Genomic DNA, 17,233 nt, shown 5'->3' with positions numbered 1-17,233 from the left:
CCTTTCCTCAACCCTGCCGGATCGCCCAGAGTTCCATCTTCAGCCCCGGATAGGAGCCGGAGACATGAACCGCGATGCCACCAGAGGTCGTCATCTTGCCCCAATAGGGGCTCTCGGGGTCGAGCTCGAAATAGACCGAGCCGGCCGTGTAGGGGATCTGGCGCGGCGCGACCGGGAGCGGACGCAGGGTGATCCCCGGCAAGGCGGAGTTGACCAGTTGCCGGATTTCCTCGACCGGTCCGATCTTGGACTGTCCGGCAAAATGACGGCGCACATTCTCGGCCGGCGCTTCGGAGGTGACAGCGAGGACGAACCCGGCGGTGGTGATCAGCTTGCGGTCGGCAATCACACCCACCGAGATGCCGTATTTGCGCGGCTCCAGCGGGATCGACACCGCGTTCTGCTCCAGCACGGCGGAGAGATAGGTCCGGAGTGCACGGATCACCGGGGCGAAACTGCCGGTCAGGTCATGATGCTGGTAGGGCGGGAAGGCGGGGGGGCGCATCTTCGGGTCGATGAAGGTGGCCAACTCGCCGGTCAGGGAGACGCATTCGCGAAAGAAGCTCTCCGGGTGAACATTCTCGATCGCCAACATGTGCTGGACGCGTGGCAAGGCGCGGTTGATCGTTTGCAGGAGCAGGAAATCCTGGATCTCAGCGGACCCCTTGGTGCCGCCTTGCGTCAGCCGCGCGGCCAGCGCTGTTGCGCGGTGATTGAGCAACCCCTCCAATTCGCCGAGGAAGCCGTGCAACGGCTGGGCCGCCCGCAGATCCATTGCGGATGGAACGAAGCCGGTGTCGAGCACCACTTCCTGATCCGACTTCACCTCGATGATCCGCGCAATCGGAATCACCAGCCGATCCGCCAGATCGTCCACCTCCAGCGCGAATTGCAGCCTGAGCTTGCCGACCCCCAGCGTGGCGGGCTTGCGCCCCGACCCCATCGTGTCGGTCACGTCCAGTTCGGAGGCGCGTAACCGGGCCGCCGACAGCTCGGCCCCGGTCATATCGACCTCCAGCGCGCCCTGCCGCCGCTGCGGCAGGCTGAGATAGACCACGCAATCCTTGATCGTCGAGGGAACCTCCAGCGCAGGCGGATGATCCTCCGTCTCCGGCACGCGGAAGACGGCGCCATCCGGCGTGACACCCGAGGCGCTGCGGATGGCGAACTGCCCCACCTTCAGCACCTCGCGGTCGATCTCCAGCGCGCTCACGCCCCAGGCATAGGGCGCGATCCGCCCGGCCAGACCGCCGAGCTGCGCTTCCATGTAGCGATCCGCCTGCTGGAAGTGATGCGGCTGAAGGAACAGCCCCTCGCTCCAGAGTACCTTGCTCTCCCAGGACATCAGTGGCCCCAATCTTTCGTCATCTTCCGTCCTTCAGCTTTTCGAGCTGTTCCTGGTAGGCGCGGGTGAATTCCCGGCTGAACAGCTCGTGAAAATCGTTCTCAGCGGCATCGGCCACATCGGCATAGATGCGTTCATAGGTTTCCCAGTAGCGCGCTTTCTTGCCCTTGAGCATGCCGCCCAGTCCTCCGGAGCCGGTGATCTTCCCCTCCAACTCCTGCGGAGAGAGCCGCTCCAGCACGCCCTTGAGCGCGGCCTCCATGCCGGTCATCGTCGCGACCTCATGGGCCTTGATGTCCCGCAGCGCCTCCTCGGCGGCGGATTCCGCGGATAGGTAGCCACGCTGCGGCGGGCGGATCATCACTTCCACCGCCTGTTCCGGCGTCACGGAGAATTTCAACGGGTTGTTGCCGGAAGCAGAAATCCGGGTCTGGTCCATGCGGAACTCGGACTTGATGGCGCTGCGCGTCATCAGGATCTCGCGCATTCCGTGAATCACGATGCGCAGAACCGCGCCAAGCCGCGCCGCGGTCTCCTCGGGCGCCTCGCCGGCAAGGTCCAACTCCCCGGCTCCGGCCGCTTTCAGCAGCGCCTCCAGCGCCGCCCCGACATCCGCTCCGCCCGTCGGGGCCGACGGAACAGTCGGGGCCGTCGGGGCCGACGGGACGGAGGATGGCGTTTGGGGGGCGGGGGCGGGCTCGGGGGGAGCGCTGACGGAGGCCTCCGCCGTGTCCGCCGGCGCAAGATCGACGGAAAAGGGATCGCTCTCGTCCCCGCTTCCGGTCTCCGCAGCGGGCGCCTCATCGACCCCGATGTCGAGATCGTCCGGGATGAATGCGCTCCCCGAACCGATCTCCTCCGTGGGCGCGGTGGGCGCAGACGGTGCGGCTTCCGTCGGCTCCACGAACGGGTCCTCGGGCGGGGCGATGCTGTCGCGGGCAAGCGGGCTTGCGGGCAGATCGAGGTCCCAGTCATCCGGGATAGCCGCGCTGGAGACCTGCGGCAGCGGCATGTGATCCTCGACCGAACGGTTATGCACCGACTGGCTCCCGCCCAGCAGCGAATCCGGGTCCGGCCCGGGGCCGAGCAGGTCATCCTCCGCGTCGTCGTCACCACCCAGCGGCGGCAGCAACCCGTCCTCGCCCAGCTCCGGCCGTTTGATTCCGCTCGGACCGACAGGCCCTTCGCCGAGAAGATCATTGATCACGTCGTGTCCGCCACCGGAAGACGGCGCATCGAGCAGGTCGGAGAGGCCGGTATCGGGCCGTGCGCCAACCGGTGCGACGGCCTGCTGGCCGGCCGGGTCGAGGATTTGCGGACCAGGCGCGGCGGCGGCGGAAATCCGAACCGCCAGTTCGTAATTTCCAATGCTCAGGATGTCGCCATCATTGAGCGGGGTAGGAACCTTGCCGAGAGGGATCTTGCCATAGTTGAGGAAGGTGCCGTTGGTCGAGAGGTCGATCACGACGACATTGCCGTTCTGGTCCTCGATGGCGCAGTGATGCGAAGAAACGACCCGCTCCGGATCCGGCAGGACAAGGTCATTGCCCGGCCCCCGGCCGATGGTCATCGAGCTGCCGACCATCGGGACCGGCCGCCCGTCGCCCGGAATCGCGCCGGAAGACTGGAAATGCACCATCACGCTCATCCGGCGCTCTCCTCGCTGCTCTCGGTCGGGCGCGCGATCCGGCCATTGCCGCCGCGTGCGATGTCGAGGGCGCGGTCGATCACGAAATTCATGGGTCCGTCGAAATCGTCCCCCATCGCGTCCACCGCCTTGAGATTAATGCCGAAAGCCATGGCCTGCAGCGCGCCCTGCGGCGCCGGGTATTCCTTGAGATCATCCGGCCCCAGCGTGCCGTCCGCATAGACCACGATGGTGGCGCACATGGCCGTGTCATCCATCGGATCCGCCGCCTCGGCGGCACGGAAAGCCGCTTTGCGCGTCTCCTCGCCGGGGCGGAACACCCAGGCCTCGGCCGCCGCCAGAGACGGCGAAGGCTCTGCCTGCGGTCCGATCACGTCACGCCCCGCCAGGCAAGCCCACCAGGCGCTTTCCCGTGGCGGCAGGCTCGCGGCCAGAAGCTTGAGCATGTCGACCAGCGCGCCGGCCGCCTCAAGCTCCGCAAGCACGTCGGCAACACCGGCCGTGGCCGGGCCGGCAAGCTCGGCCTCCAGTTTCAGATTCGTCCCTGCCAGCAACCGTGCTGCCGGCTCCTGCGGGATCTTGTTCAGCCCCTCAAATCGACCCGACATTCCGCACCCCTAGTTGATCATCATGATGCCGCCCTTGAGGATCAGCATTCCATCCCCCTTGACGGTCGTCATCGGCGCCTTGGCATCGAGCATCGCGGTGCCTTCAATCTTGACCATGATCCCCTTGATGGTCACGCCCATCTGGTCGATCTTGATCGAATTCGCTCCCACCTTGAACTCGATGGACTGCATCGCCGTATGTTCGGTCTTGCCCAGGTTCACCTTGGTCGTGTGGTTGCCCATCGAGATTTCTTCGGTGAAGTTGCCCATCTTCACGGTGTTCTTCAGGTTTCCCATCGATACCGTGTTTTCCTGGTTTCCCATCTTAACCGTGTTCGTCTGGTCTCCCATGGAGACCTCCATTTCGTGATTGCCTTTCTCGACGGTGGTCGTGAAATGGTTGCCTATCTTTTCGGTTCGGTCGTTGAAGACCTCATGAACAAGGTCGCCCGGTGACTTTCCGCCCTCGCCATAGCCGATCTTGATCGTTGAATCATTGCCGATTTCCTCGGTCTTGTCGTGATAGACCTTCTGCGTAAGATCGCCTTTGTCCTTGTCGTCAAAACCGATGGTTACGGTGGCGTCATTCTCCACGACCTGATTGAAATCCTTCTCGGCGTGGAAATAGACCTCCTCGGCGCCCTTCTTGTCCTCGAAGCGCAGTTCGTTGAAATTACTCGAAGTTCCTTCCTTCGAAGAACGCGTCTTGATGCCGCTCTGGGTCTTGTTGGCGGGCAAATCATAGGGCGGCATCGTGTCGGCATTGTAGAGCATGCCCACGACCAGCGGCCGGTCCGGGTCGCCCTCTTCGAACTGCACCACGACCTCCTGGCCGATGCGCGGGATCGCTATCATCCCCCAGGACTTTCCGGTCCAGGGCATCATGCAGCGCACCCAGCAGGTCGAATGCTCGTCCTTGGCGCCCAGCCGGTCCCAGTGGAACTGGATCCGAATGCGGCCGTACTCGTCGGTGTGGATTTCCTCGCCCGATGGCCCGGTGACCAGCGCGGTGTGCACACCGGCAATCTCCGGCCAGGGTGTCTTTGCCTCTGGGCGGAACTTTTCATCCTTGGGAATGACCGAAAAGCGCGCGTGGTAAGGGTCCTGCTCGCTCAACTGTTCGCGCATCGACCCGTCCGGGAACCGTGTGACCGCAAGTTTGCCCAGTTCACGGTCGTTGAGACGGAACATGTGCGTAGCGTCACGGACGACGAATTTCTCGCTGTCTTCGGTTGCAGTATGACCGGAGATCGACATCACCCCGCCAACCTCGAGATTGGAAACGATTCCCGCCCCGGCCCATGTCTGGTAGTGGATCGCGCGCTCCTCCATTCGGATCCGCGAATAGCGTTCGCCATCGCCCGAATGGCGGTAATGGCCCGGGTGATCGTAGATCTCGAGGTCCCTGAGCGTGTGCGTGCCCTTGGCCAATGCCTTATGCTCCTGAAGAGTGGCGTTCGGGGTCTCGAAATTGTAGTCCGTGTATGTGTACTTGCCGGTGGTCGCGGTGTGCTGCTTGCGCCACTCGAAGATGTGCTCGAGGCGGTGCGTCTCCGAACTGTCCTTTTCGAGGAAGGCGATCTCCGACTCGCATGGCACCGACGAATGCCCCGTTGAATCGTCATGCAGCACCATCTTCACACTTCCGCCCGAATGGGTGAAGAAATAGTGGATCCCCTCCTCCTCCATCAGCCGGTGGATGAAGTCGAGGTCGCTTTCGCGGTACTGAACACAGATGATACGGTTCGGGAAGGTGTCCGACAGCTTGTCGTCGATCTCGACGCCATAGTCCTGGAGGATCTCCTTGATGATGTCCCGCGCCGTCATTTCCTGGAAGATCCGGCAGTCTTGATTGAGCGAGAGAAACCACATCGTCGGCCGCAGCTCCGCCGAATAATGCGCCGCACCATCGATCGTTCCGATCAGCCGTACGCCGGTACAGATTCCGGTGTGTTCCCGCTCCCGGGTCCCTTCCCCGACCCGGTCCGGGCCGCTAGGCAACTTGAAGGTCAGGGTAACCCTCTCCCCGAGCAGATCGTCGAGATTGATATTCGGCGTGTCGGCGATGAACTCGATCTGGGCCAGCGATGGCTTGTTGAACCCCTCGTCGATCCGCGCCGCGACAAGGACGAGCGGATCGGAGTACGCACCACATTCCATGCGTATCGGGAATTCCTGGATCATGGCGGGGTTAATAAGCATGGCAAATCCAATCTCTCAATATGGCCCAGTCTAACCACGACCGGACCATTCTACCAAACACGCCTTGCCCGTGTTTACGCCAATCAGCCGAAATCATACGTGAAATCGCCCTCCGCAGCGTCAACATTGACGCCTTTGATCGACTCCTCCTGCATCATCCGGCGCAGGAACTCGGCCGAGACCTCCGGCAGCATCGTGTTGGTCACGATGGCGTCGATCATCCGACCGCCCGATTCCAGCTCCTGGCAGCGTTCGACGATCGTGTCGACCACAGCATCGGTATAGGTGAAGGGCACGCCGTGGCTCTCCTCGACCCGCTTCTTGATGCGGTTGAGTTGCAGCACAGTGATCTTGCCGATCATCTCCGGAGAGAGCGGGAAATAGGGGATGGTCACCAAGCGGCCCAGCAAAGCTGCGGGGAATATCTTCAGCAGCGGCTCGCGCAGCGCCTTGGCGATTCCCTCCGGCTCCGGCATCAGGTCCGGATCGGCGCACATATCCATGATCAGGTCCGATCCGGCATTGGATGTCAGCAGGATCAGCGTGTTGCGGAAGTCGATGGAGCGGCCCTCGCCATCCTCCATATGGCCCTTGTCGAAAACCTGGAAGAACAGCTCATGCACATCCGGGTGTGCCTTCTCGACTTCGTCGAGCAGCACCACAGAATAGGGTTTGCGCCGCACCGCTTCTGTCAGCACACCGCCCTCGCCATAGCCGACATAGCCCGGAGGCGCGCCCTTGAGCGAGGAGACCGTATGCGCCTCCTGATATTCGGACATGTTGATGGTGATGACGTTCTGCTCGCCGCCATAGAGCACTTCGGCCAGCGCCAGCGCGGTCTCTGTCTTGCCGACGCCGGAGGTGCCGGCGAGCATGAAGACACCGATAGGTTTGGACGGATTGTCGAGCCCCGCACGGCTGGTCTGGATGCGCTTGGAGATCATCGCCATCGCGTGATCCTGTCCGATCACCCGCTTGCCGAGATGATCTTCGAGGTTCAGGACGGTCTGGATCTCGTCGCGCACCATGCGGCCGACCGGAATGCCGGTCCAGTCGCCGATGACGGAGGCCACCGCCTGCGAGTCCACGATCGGCAGGATCAGCGGATGCTCGCCCTGAATTTCGACCAGCTCGGCATTCTTCGCCCGCAGTTCGGCCATGAGCGCGGAGCGCTCTTCACCTTTCGCGGCGGCATTCCCGGCCGCGTCCTCTGCGGCCTCTTCATCGGCGGTCTCCGCCACATCTTCGACAGTCTCGTCGACGGGCATCCCACCGGCGCGGAGCTTCGCCCTGAGTTCCAGGATCCCGTCGACCACGCTCTTCTCGCGCTCCCAACGGGCGTCCAGCTCCACCAGCCGCGCCTCTTCCTCGGATTTGAGTGCCGAGATCGCCTCGCGACGGTCATCCACGTCGTAACCGGCGCTCTCGTCGCGGTCGATGATCTCCAGCTCCGTGGTCAGCGCATCGATCCGCTTGCGGCAGTCATCGACCTCCGCCGGCACCGCATGCTGGCTCACCGCCACCCGCGCGCAGGCCGTGTCGAGCACGGAGACGGACTTGTCGGGAAGCTGGCGGGCCGGGATATAGCGCGCCGAAAGCGTCACCGCCGCTTCGATCCCTTCGTCGAGCACCTGCACCTTGTGGTGCTTCTCCAGCATCGAGGCGATGCCGCGCATCATCAGAACGCCCTTCTTCACGTCGGGCTCGTCCACCTGGACGACCTGGAAACGCCGGGTCAGCGCCGGATCCTTCTCGATATGCTTCTTGTATTCGGCCCAGGTCGTCGCACCGATGGTGCGCAGCGTGCCGCGCGCCAGTGCGGGCTTGAGCAGGTTTGCCGCGTCCCCTGTACCGGCCGCACCGCCCGCTCCGACAAGTGTATGGGTCTCATCGACGAACATGATGATCGGGACAGTGCTTGCCTGCACCTCGTCGATCACCGAGCGCAGCCGGTTCTCGAACTCGCCCTTCATCGACGCGCCCGCCTGCAGCAGGCCGACATCGAGCGACAAGAGCCGCGCATCCTTCATCGTCGGCGGCACATCCCCGCGCGCGATCCGCTGGGCAAAGCCCTCGACCACGGCCGTCTTGCCGACCCCGGCCTCGCCGGTCAGGATCGGGTTGTTCTGACGCCGGCGCATCAGGATATCGACGATCTGGCGGATCTCGTCATCGCGCCCGACAATCGGGTCCATCTTGCCGTCGCGCGCCTGCGCGGTCATGTCGGTGCAGAACTGCTCCAGCGCCTCCTCCTTGCCCATCTGGGCCGGTGCCATCGCACCGGAGGCCTCGCCGGGCACGGCGCCGCCGCCGGTCACCGAGCCGTCCTGCGGCCGCAACCGGTCTTCGGGAGAGCCGTCGACCACGGTGTTGAAATTGTCGGAGAGATCGTCCGGTCCCACCTTGCGGAACTCGCCGGAGATGCCGTGCAGGACGTGGCGCAGCTCGGAGGTCTTGACCATGCCGAGGACCAGGTGGCCGGTCCGGACCTGGCTGGAGTTATACATCAGCGACCCATAGACCCAGGCCCGCTCCATCGCGTTCTCCAGATGCGCCGAGAGATCGGAAATCGAGCTCGCCCCACGCGGCAACGCGTCCAGCGCCTTCTGCATGTCGGCGGCCAGCCGCGACGGATCGAGGTCGTAATGCTGCATGATCCGGTGGATGTCGCTGTCGGGCAGCTGGACGATCTGGGCCAGCCAATGGACAATCTCCACGTAAGGGTTCCCACGCATCTTGCAAAAGACTGTCGCCCCTTCGACTGCCTTGTACCCCGGCTCATTGAGCTTCCCGAACAACGCGACCCTGCTGATCTCCGACATGAAACGTCCCTTCCCTCAAAATTGCCCCGGCAGCCATCAGGCCGCCGGTCGAATATCCCTCTGCGGGCTCACATGCAGCTCATCCGCATCGCCCATCCCCGCCCGGTCGCCGATCCAGCTTGTCAGACCGAGCTGCGTGTCCGCCCCGAGCTGTGCGGCCGGAACCTCCTCGGCGCGCAGCACCAGGTTCACATCCCAGTCCAGCAGCTCGCCCACATAGTTGCGCACGATGTCCGCCATCCGCTCGAGCGAGGCCCCGCCGGGCAGAAGCCGCTCATACTCCTCCCGGTCCAGTGGCCCGATGCGCAGGCGAAACTTGGCCGCCCGGCTCCAGACCCGGTCGCCGACCACGCTGCCCTGACCGAGCCCGACCGGCCCACCGAGCTGCCAGTGATCCTCCGGCTCCAGCTCCAGCCAGTCGCCGACGAACTCCTCCATATGCACCTCGGCGTCAAAGAACGCCGAAAGCATGGACACAAGCGCCTCCGGTGTGCGCGGACCCGGCGCGAGATGGCCGGCGAAATGCCGCTTCGCGAGATCCGGCATCGTGTCGCGGTCGCGCAGATGCGTGCCATGCAGCCCCGAGAGCGCCGCCACCACGCTTTCCAGTGGCCCGCCCGCGCCCCGGTCGAGATCAGCCGCCGGCTGGCCGGTTTTCCAGGCGCGAAAGAGCAGCGTCGCCATGCGGTGCGTGAGCATATCCGCGAAGGCGACGAACGTGCCGTCGCGCTCATTGGCCTGGCGGCCATGCGCATATTCGGTCAGGTGCAGCGGCAATGGTCCGGACGGGCCGAAGAAACCGAAGAACCGGTTGGTAAGCCGATCCGGCGCGCCTGCCTCGCCCGGCTTGAAGCCAGTCAGCGTCACAGGCGGGAAGGCCAGCGACGGCACCTGTCCGAAGCGCATGCCGTCCTCGGACGGGCGCCGCGTCGCGCCGAGCCCGTGCTGGCCGTCGCGCGCGGCATCGATCAGCCGCATCGCCAGCCAGATGTGATGCGCGCCGGGCTTTGCTTCGAGCCCGGCGAACCATCTCAGATGATCCTGCCGTGGCCCGTCGCCGGTCGCCATCGCTTCAGCTCCCCTCGCTGCTGGCTCACCAGAGCCGTTTCTGTGAATGAGTTGATCGTCGCATGCCCGCGCAGGAAACGCTCCAGCACCGCGCCGAGAAGATAGACCGAGACGCCCTCGAAGAAGCTCTCGTCAACATCGATCCGCACCTCGAGCCCGCGCACCGCCGTGGAAAGCATCCCGTCGCTCATCCGCCGCACGATGGGGCGGGAGGAAACGGTGGTGATGCCTTCGAGCTGGCGCCGCACCGCGCGATCGCCGTCGGGGGCGTAGAGCCCGATCATCTCCCGCAGCGCGGCCGCCCCCGCCCCGCCTTCGCTGTCGGCGATGGAGAGGTAGTTCAGTCCCAGATGCGAGATCAGCCGCCAGGCCGTGTCGCCCTGCGCGAAGGTCGGGCGCGGGCGGGTTGGCGACACGGGGGTCGTGACATGCGCCACCGGGCCGCCTTCGGGCAGGTGGAAAAGATCCGGCGCGCCGGACGAGAGCAGCAGCGGCAGGTCCCGGTTGGTCACCACGGCCCGCACGGCGAGCTGGCTGACATCGGAGCGATAGGGCGCGTTGTCGCCATCGACCAGCGAGACATAGGCCTCGGAGCCGAGATAGTTCGTCCGCCCGCCCCGCAGCCGCTCGCGTTCGTTGCGCTGCCGCATCTTGCGCGAAACGGTGTAGAAACACTTGCCGCTGTCTCCCAGCGGCGTCAGGTCATCGACCGAGTAGAACGGCTCGAAGGGCACGTCGAGATCGCCTTCCGTGCCGATGGCGGTCACGCTCTGGACGGAGTGGATCTCGTAATCGAGCGGCGCGGTGCGGTCCGGCACGACATGCTGCTCGAAATCGCCGCGGGTCACGTGGACACGGTCGCAGCGCTTCTCGAAGAGGTTCACCGCCGGGACGCAATTGAGGTGGAACGCCTCCGGCTTGATCGCGGGCGCGATCTCCGGCAGGCCGTCGCGCAGCAGGATGTATATGTCGACATCATCGCCCGTGGCCCGCATCAGCGCCGGCGCCAGGCCGGTCAATTCGGTGAAGAAAAAGCGCTGCGGCATGGCGAAATATTCCTGCAGCAGCCGGTAGCCGTCGAAGGAGCGACGCGGGGTTGGCAGCAGCGCCTCCTCGCGGTCGAAGCCACGATGGTTGAGCGCGCCCCGGAGCGGTTCGACCCAGTCGGCACGCCGGTCGGTGGAACGGGCCACGAGCCCGGTCGTCTCGGTGCAGAGCAGCTCCAGCAGCTTCCAGCCCGCGCCCCCCTGCCCGCCAAGGAAGAAGGTCAGCGCGTCGAGCTTCGCCAGTTCGGCCAACGGCGCCCCGCCATGGCGACGCAGGCGCATGCGAATGCCCGCGCGGGCCTCTGTCGCTCCGGCCACACCCGCCGCAACCAACTCGCCGCGCCCGTCGATATATTCCGCCTCCGCCACGATGATCGGCCAGAGAGTCAGGTCGGCGCCGGTGCGGAAAACGCATGGAGAGGAGGCGCCATCCGGCGAGGCAGACCGCAGCTGCGTGCCCCGCTCGATGGTGTAGCCATCAACCAGATCGGCATTCTCCATGTCCGGATGAAGCTGGGACACCATCATCGAGGGCGTCGGCGCGAGGTAATGCGGGTAGACGATCTCCAGCAGGTGGCTGGTGAGCTGCGGATATTGCAGCTCCAGTTCGAGCTGAACCCGCGCCGAGAGGAAGGCCGAGCCTTCGAGCAACCGCTCGACATAGGGGTCGAGCACCTCCAGCCCCTCCAGCCCAAGTCGCGCGGCGATCTTGGGATAGGCATTGGCGAACTCCTCGCCCATCTCGCGCAGATAGGCGAGCTCGGATTCGTAATGGCGCAGAAGGCGTGTGTCCATGCGCTCAGCCCCGCTCTTCCAGGTCCAGCCAGCCGGTCATCAGGTCGACCTCGGAGCGCAGATAGAGCTCCATTGGAAAAGGCTGGGCCCACATGTCGCCCTGAATGTCGAAGAAGATCGTCATCGGACCGCTATCCTCGTCCTGGCGCAGCCGCACGTCGATCGATTCCGGCCGCAAGCGCGGCTCGAACTGGCGCACGGCCTCGATCAGCGCGACGCGGATCATCTCGACCCGGCGCTCGTTCGTCGCCCCGCCCGCCGCCGGCGAGACGCCGTAATTCAGCACGGACGTAAAGGCATGTGGATATGCCTCGCGGTCGATCCAGGCCTCGTTGTTGTTGGTGTTGAGCAGCCAGGCGAGATCGCGGCGCAGGATGCCGCGCAGCCGGCGGATATCGATCACCCGTGCGTCGCGGGACTCGGACTGCGTCCCCGGAGCGTCATCCGTCAACCGGTCCAGCAGCGAAGGCTGCAATCGGTCGTCTATCGTCTTGTCGGCCATTAATCAGGTCTCGGAAGGCGGGGTGGCCTCATCCATCTTGAGGCTGCGCAGATCCATCAGCGCCACATCTTCGGCCTCGGTCGCCAGCAGCCGTTGGCCAATCCCGGTAAAGGTCTCTGCGCCGGCATCAATCCAGTCCGTCCGCTTTGCCAGCATCGCGGCGCCATCGCCGCTTTCGCAGGTGCCCGGGTAACGTGTCGGGATGAAAGCCGTCACCTCGCCGCCATTCTGCAGCGTAATCCGCGCGCCGGTCCAGACCGCGTCGCGCAGGTCCGTCGGCTCGTCGACATGTATCTCGGAGATTGCCGCGAAGGGCATCCAGAAATAGCGGCCATTGACCACCGCCTCCAGAACCGGCCCCAGCCGCATATCCGCATCCGCAACCCACTCGAAGCGGGTGTCGTTGATCTCGCCGCCCATGGCGGGCGCGGCCTCGAAGGCGCGGGCGCGCAGATCTGCCGCCTCGGCAGCCTTGCCGCCCGCAAGCAGCTTCAGCGCCTCCATCAGCAATGCGACCCATTCCTGCGGCTCGCCGAAGACAAGCGGCTCGCGCTCGCCGGTAAAGACCGCCTCGCGGAACACCTCGCAGCGGATCACCTCGCGATAGGCCTTGGCCATCTCGAGCGCCGCCTCGTCCATCGTCGCCGAGAGCTTGAGCTGGTTGATCGCGCGTTTCCAGTCGCCGGTGACACAGAGAAGCTGGAACAGGAAGATCCGCAGCTTTGAATCCGCCGGATTGGCGCGCACGGCATCCTGGAGCGCGTCGAGAGCACCGGAAAGATCATTGGCGAGCAGAAGCTCATGGGCGCGGCTGGACATGAAAAGCTCCACTCTGATGCAAATTCGCGCTGCCCCACCGGATTGGGTCCGGTGAGGCAATTGTCTTGGAAAGCAATCTGCTTACATCTGTACGTTACCGGCAATGTTCCACTTGAATTCCGGCTTGTCGCCTTCGGTACCGTCGTCTTTCTGTTCGGAATAGTAGACTTCGGCTTCGGCGAAGTTCAGCACGACGTTTTCGGTCAGCTTGTCTTCGCCTCCGGATCCACCCGTACTGACCGCCGTGACCATAACCTTGTTCATCTTGATGATCAGGTATTCAAGCGGATCCTTACCGGCCTTGCGGACGGTCAGCTGGGCCTTTTTGAAATGGTCGCCATTGGCGCAATACAACATCAGGATCGGAGAGGACTTGTCGATCCACTTGGTCACCGAGATGTCCTGGAAATTCGCCTTGCCGGCACCGCCGCCACCACCGACATGGAAGCTGCCGGACTGGGACATGCCCCAGGACCACGCCAGAACATCGATTTCGTCCTTGTGGGAATCGTCCTTAGATTCACCTGCGATTTCGCCCTCGAGATCGAGGAACATGTCAACAGCCATAACGCTTTCTCCTTAAAGTAGTTGGGGCAAATCGACCCCGTTACGTGATAGCCGGGCGCCCGGCAAAAGACGCCCGGCCGTGGAATTACGCGCCCTTCTCGGAGGGCAACTTCGAGACCAGCCGGAGGGACACCGTCAGGCCCTCGAGCTGGTAATGGGGCCGCAGAAAGAACTGCGACGTGTAGTACCCGGGATTGCCCTCGACTTCCTGCACCACGACCTCGGCCGCCGTCAGCGGCTTCATCGCCTTGGTATCTTCGCTGGAATGGGCGGGGTTGTAATCAACATACTGGTTGATCCATTTCTGCAACCAGACCTGCATGTCGTCCCGGCTCTTGAAGGAGCCGATCTTGTCGTGGACCATCTTCTTCAGGTAATGCGCGAAGCGGCATGTGGCGAAGAGATAGGGCAGCCGCGCGGCAAGGTTCGCATTCGCCGTGGCGTCCGGATCGTCATATTCGGCCGGGGCATGTAGCGATTGCGCGCCGATGAACGCCGCGAGATCCGAGTTCTTACGATGGATCAGCGGCAGCATCCCGTTCTTGGACAGTTCCGCCTCGCGCCGCTCGGGGATCGAGATCTCGGTGGGACATTTCATGTCCACCCCGCCATCGGCCGTCGGGAAGGTGTGGGTCGGCAGACCTTCCACCGTACCGCCCGATTCCACGCCGCGAATGCGCGAGCACCAGCCATACATCTTGAAGGACCTGGTGATGTTCGCCGCCATCGCATAGGCGGAGTTGGCCCACGAGAAATATTCCGACTCGGCATTGCCGGTCTCTTCCTCGAAGTCGAACTCGTCCACCGGGTCGCCCTTGGAACCATAGGGCTGACGGGCCAGGAAACGCGGCATGGTGAGGCCAAGATACTTGGAATCCTCGCTCTCTCGCAGGCTGCGCCAGGCGGCATATTCCGGCGTGGTGAAGACCTTGGTCAGGTCGCGCGGGTTGTTGAGCTCCTGCCAGGTCTCGAACTGCATCAGCGACGGGTCGGCCCCGGTGATGAAGGGGGCATGGATCGCCGCAGAGATCTTGGCCATCTCGCCCAGCAGCTCGACATCGGGCGGGCTGTGGTTGAAATGATAATCACCGACAAGGCAGCCATAAGGCTCGCCACCGAAGACACCATATTCTTCTTCGTAGAGCTTCTTGAAGATCGGCGACTGGTCCCAGGCCGTCCCCTTGTACTTGCGCAGGGTCTTGTGCAGTTCCTTCTTGGAGATCGGCATGACCCGGATCTTCAGCATCTCGTCGGTCTCGGTATTGTTGACCAGGTGATGCAGGCCCCGCCAGGCGCTCTCAAGCTTCTGGTATTCGTCGTGGTGGATGATCAGGTTGACCTGTTCGGTCAGCTTCTTGTCGATCTGGGCGATGATCGATTCCAGCGAATTCAGCACGTCGTCGGAGATGACATTGGCATTCGCCAGCGCCTGCTGCGCCAGCGTCTTTACCGCGTTCTCTACCGCCGATTGCGCGGCATCGGTGCGCGGACGGAACTCCTGTTTCAGAAGGGATGCGAAATCGGATTCCGTCGCTTCGGCAGCAGCACCGCCAGCAGCGGATTCAAGGGCTTCTTCAGCCATGGATTACTCCTCCCCCTCGCTGGAATCGTCTTCACTCGGCGCGGCTTGCGCAGCGAGCGATTTCATCAATGCGGGATCGGCCATGACCTTGGACATCAGGTCCTCGGCGCCGGGCTTGCCGTCCATGTAGGTCATCAGGTTGGCCAGTTCCTTGCGCGCTTCCAGAAGCTCGCGCAGCGGTTCGACCTTCTCTGCGATCGCGGCCGGCGAGAACTCGTCCATGCTTTCGAAGCTCAGGTCGACCGAAAGATTGCCCTCGCCCGTCAACGTGTTCGGCACGGCAAAGGCTGCGCGCGGTTTCATCGCCTTCATCCGGGCGTCGAAATTGTCGACATCGATCTCAAGGAACTTCCGATCGTCCACGCCGGGCTGTTCCACCTCGGACTTGCCCGCCAGATCGGCCATCACGCCCATCACGAAGGGCAGCTGGACCTTCTTCTCGGCACCGTAGAGCTCGACATCATACTCGATCTGGACCCTTGGTGCCCTGTTTCGGGCAATGAACTTCTGTGAACTTGACATGAGTGTCTCCCTTCAAATCCGGTCCGCCTCCGGCCGGGGCGGACCTGCCTTGTTGTTTTACTCCTCTGCGTCCCCGATGCCGCCAACGAGCTTGACATTATCGAGGCCCAGAGGAGCCAGATCATTGAGAATGGTAAGAAAGTCCGCCCCCACAAGCCGGCGCGCCCGCTTCAGCAGAAGCGGCACCGGGTTGGACGGTTCGTTGCGATCATAATACTCGATGATCTTGTCGAGCGCGAAGATCACGTCCTTGCCCGAGCTGATCGCCCCGGGCGCAGAGACCGGCGCCGCCGCCACAGGCGACGCTGCGCCCTCTGCGTCCGTGCCGTCTTCCTCGACGGGATCGGCGCTGACACCGGTCTCCGCCGCGATAACCGAGGCAATGCGCCCCAGCATCTTTCTCAATGCTGTCAGGTCCGGTCCCAGCGTCGGGATCTTCTCGTCGAACACCGCATCGATTGCCGCGACATCCTCGACGGCCTGCGTCACGGCACCAAAGATCTCGTCCCGGGTCTCGGCATTCATGTCCTGAAAGGCAGCAGAGAAGGCTCCCGAATCCGGCGCGGCCTCGTCTTCATGCGCTTCCATCTCGCCGTCGAGGATCAGCCGCTGGCGCAGCGTCATCATCCCGAAGGCATTGCTCTTCGCCATCGGCGCAAGTCGCAGCGCGTGCAGGATCGTCTCCGGCGCCGCCAGCCCGCGCATGGCGTTGACCCGCATCGTCGGGTCGTTGTCATCATCTTCGTCAAGCTGCGGATGGCAGCTGTCCCAGTACTCGGTCAGGCAGGCGCGGATATAGCCCGTGACTTCCGCAAAACCGGGAAATCCGTTCCGCCGCAGTTCGGCATGAGCCAGATACACCGCCGCGCGCAAGTCGTGACTCCGCGAGAGCACTTCGCGCGCCTTGGCGATGATATCGCCATAGTCAGGCTCCTCGGCGGCAACGATCTCGGCGCCCATCTGGCGTTCCTGACCCGGCTGAGCCGTGATCTCCAGCTCCGTGAAAACGGGGTCGTACTCGAGATTCTCTCCGCTGGGAGCGTCATCTGCGAAACTGTTAAGTTCCAAGGGCAAAATGGGAAACTCCGATCAAAATAATACCGGCAGAAAAGATCAAAAATGCACCGATCACTGTCCTAACGTTACCAGAAGTGTTGGACAAATCTACACTTCATTTCAAGCGACACCCGATGCCGGACCATTTCTTCTCTTGACCGCAACGGGGACTGTACCGCTTGCTAGGCGCAGGCGTCAGGGAGGTTTTTGACATGACGAGACGGTTTTCGGCGGCACGAAGCGGGCGCGCCCTTCTTCTGGCGGCGTTGCTTCCGGTATTCCCCGGTATGGCGGAGGAGGGACGGCTCGGGGTCGAGCTCAACAAGTTCGAACAGGGGGAAACGGGCGGCTGCCGCGCCTTCTTCCTGTTCCGAAACCAGAGCGGTCAGACGCTGGAAGGTTTCGAGATGTCGCTGGCCATTCTCGACGGCACCGGCGTGATCGACCAACTCCTGAGCATTGACGCCGCACCGCTGCCGATTGCGCGGACGACGCTGAAGCTCTTCGAGATCCCCGACATCGCCTGCGAGAACATCTCCGAGATTCTTCTGCACGAGATGACGGCCTGCAAGCCGCAGAATGCCGATCCGGTGGATTGCTTCGACTTCATGGACCTGTCCTCGAAGACGCCAGCCGGATTCGTGAAATAGC

At 63.5% G+C, this 17,233-nt stretch carries 14 protein-coding genes; 1 reads left to right on the top strand and 13 read right to left on the bottom strand.

From position 1 onward, the window contains the following. Positions 1–7: 7 nt before the first annotated feature. The 13 genes from tssK to tssA all read right to left on the bottom strand — a co-directional run bounded on the left by tssK (position 8) and on the right by tssA (position 16,594). Positions 8–1,345: a type VI secretion system baseplate subunit TssK gene (gene tssK / locus R3X27_RS10420; RefSeq protein WP_317708790.1), complete on the bottom strand. Its 1,338-nt coding sequence runs from the start codon at positions 1,343–1,345 to the stop codon at positions 8–10. A 19-nt stretch (positions 1,346–1,364) separates the two neighbouring features. Continuing rightward, the gene (gene tagH / locus R3X27_RS10415; RefSeq protein ID WP_317708789.1) at positions 1,365–2,993 is read right to left on the bottom strand and encodes a type VI secretion system-associated FHA domain protein TagH; all 1,629 of its coding nucleotides are present in this window, start codon (positions 2,991–2,993) and stop codon (positions 1,365–1,367) included. Beyond that, a complete protein-coding gene (locus R3X27_RS10410) occupies positions 2,990–3,601 on the bottom strand; it encodes a DUF6931 family protein (RefSeq protein ID WP_317708788.1) in 612 nt (203 codons plus the stop codon). Before R3X27_RS10410 ends, tagH begins: the two co-directional genes overlap by 4 nt. Before the next feature lie 9 nt (positions 3,602–3,610). Further along, positions 3,611–5,803: a type VI secretion system Vgr family protein gene (locus R3X27_RS10405; protein WP_317708787.1), complete on the bottom strand. Its 2,193-nt coding sequence runs from the start codon at positions 5,801–5,803 to the stop codon at positions 3,611–3,613. An 83-nt stretch (positions 5,804–5,886) separates the two neighbouring features. Continuing rightward, positions 5,887–8,625 (bottom strand): type VI secretion system ATPase TssH, encoded by a 2,739-nt coding sequence (gene tssH / locus R3X27_RS10400; protein ID WP_317708786.1) that lies wholly within the window; start codon positions 8,623–8,625, stop codon positions 5,887–5,889. A 36-nt stretch (positions 8,626–8,661) separates the two neighbouring features. Next, entirely contained in the window at positions 8,662–9,693 is a 1,032-nt protein-coding gene (gene tssG / locus R3X27_RS10395; protein WP_317708785.1) for a type VI secretion system baseplate subunit TssG, read from the bottom strand. Continuing rightward, positions 9,657–11,534, bottom strand: coding sequence for a type VI secretion system baseplate subunit TssF (gene tssF, locus R3X27_RS10390; RefSeq protein ID WP_317708784.1), 1,878 nt, complete (start codon positions 11,532–11,534; stop codon positions 9,657–9,659). Before tssF ends, tssG begins: the two co-directional genes overlap by 37 nt. Positions 11,535–11,538: 4 nt before the next feature. Beyond that, positions 11,539–12,036, bottom strand: coding sequence for a type VI secretion system baseplate subunit TssE (gene tssE, locus R3X27_RS10385; protein ID WP_317708783.1), 498 nt, complete (start codon positions 12,034–12,036; stop codon positions 11,539–11,541). Positions 12,037–12,039: 3 nt separating this feature from the next. Beyond that, on the bottom strand, positions 12,040–12,855 hold the full coding sequence (locus tag R3X27_RS10380; RefSeq protein WP_317708782.1) for a type VI secretion system accessory protein TagJ: 816 nt from the start codon (positions 12,853–12,855) through the stop codon (positions 12,040–12,042). Positions 12,856–12,936: 81 nt separating this feature from the next. Beyond that, entirely contained in the window at positions 12,937–13,410 is a 474-nt protein-coding gene (locus R3X27_RS10375) for a type VI secretion system tube protein Hcp (protein ID WP_317708781.1), read from the bottom strand. Positions 13,411–13,507: 97 nt separating this feature from the next. Further along, positions 13,508–15,004, bottom strand: coding sequence for a type VI secretion system contractile sheath large subunit (gene tssC / locus R3X27_RS10370; protein ID WP_317708780.1), 1,497 nt, complete (start codon positions 15,002–15,004; stop codon positions 13,508–13,510). A 3-nt stretch (positions 15,005–15,007) separates the two neighbouring features. Further along, positions 15,008–15,526, bottom strand: a complete 519-nt coding sequence (gene tssB, locus R3X27_RS10365) for a type VI secretion system contractile sheath small subunit (RefSeq protein WP_317708779.1) — start codon at positions 15,524–15,526, stop codon at positions 15,008–15,010. A gap of 57 nt (positions 15,527–15,583) precedes the next feature. Beyond that, positions 15,584–16,594, bottom strand: coding sequence for a type VI secretion system protein TssA (tssA, locus tag R3X27_RS10360; RefSeq protein WP_317708778.1), 1,011 nt, complete (start codon positions 16,592–16,594; stop codon positions 15,584–15,586). Positions 16,595–16,794: 200 nt separating this feature from the next. Between tssA and R3X27_RS10355 the strand changes: the two genes are divergently transcribed. Next, positions 16,795–17,232, top strand: a complete 438-nt coding sequence (locus R3X27_RS10355; RefSeq protein WP_317708777.1) for a hypothetical protein — start codon at positions 16,795–16,797, stop codon at positions 17,230–17,232. The last annotated feature ends 1 nt before the right edge of the window (position 17,233 follow it).

Source organism: Tropicimonas sp. TH_r6 (genome assembly GCF_033101155.1).
GTDB lineage: Bacteria > Pseudomonadota > Alphaproteobacteria > Rhodobacterales > Rhodobacteraceae > Tropicimonas.
The sequence above is the reverse complement of the archived record's forward strand: the minus strand, read 5'-3'. Positions and strand labels throughout refer to the sequence as shown.

Coding starts and splice junctions, on each gene's coding strand:
- R3X27_RS10355 (WP_317708777.1), top strand. CDS start 16,795: ATGACGAGACGGTTTTCGGCGGCACGAAGCGGGCGCGCCCTTCTTCTG.
- tssE (WP_317708783.1), bottom strand. CDS start 12,036: ATGGCCGACAAGACGATAGACGACCGATTGCAGCCTTCGCTGCTGGAC.
- tssF (WP_317708784.1), bottom strand. CDS start 11,534: ATGGACACACGCCTTCTGCGCCATTACGAATCCGAGCTCGCCTATCTG.
- tssK (WP_317708790.1), bottom strand. CDS start 1,345: ATGTCCTGGGAGAGCAAGGTACTCTGGAGCGAGGGGCTGTTCCTTCAG.
- tssB (WP_317708779.1), bottom strand. CDS start 15,526: ATGTCAAGTTCACAGAAGTTCATTGCCCGAAACAGGGCACCAAGGGTC.
- tagH (WP_317708789.1), bottom strand. CDS start 2,993: ATGAGCGTGATGGTGCATTTCCAGTCTTCCGGCGCGATTCCGGGCGAC.
- R3X27_RS10375 (WP_317708781.1), bottom strand. CDS start 13,410: ATGTTCCTCGATCTCGAGGGCGAAATCGCAGGTGAATCTAAGGACGAT.
- tssC (WP_317708780.1), bottom strand. CDS start 15,004: ATGGCTGAAGAAGCCCTTGAATCCGCTGCTGGCGGTGCTGCTGCCGAA.
- tssG (WP_317708785.1), bottom strand. CDS start 9,693: ATGGCGACCGGCGACGGGCCACGGCAGGATCATCTGAGATGGTTCGCC.
- tssH (WP_317708786.1), bottom strand. CDS start 8,625: ATGTCGGAGATCAGCAGGGTCGCGTTGTTCGGGAAGCTCAATGAGCCG.
- R3X27_RS10380 (WP_317708782.1), bottom strand. CDS start 12,855: ATGTCCAGCCGCGCCCATGAGCTTCTGCTCGCCAATGATCTTTCCGGT.
- R3X27_RS10410 (WP_317708788.1), bottom strand. CDS start 3,601: ATGTCGGGTCGATTTGAGGGGCTGAACAAGATCCCGCAGGAGCCGGCA.
- R3X27_RS10405 (WP_317708787.1), bottom strand. CDS start 5,803: ATGCTTATTAACCCCGCCATGATCCAGGAATTCCCGATACGCATGGAA.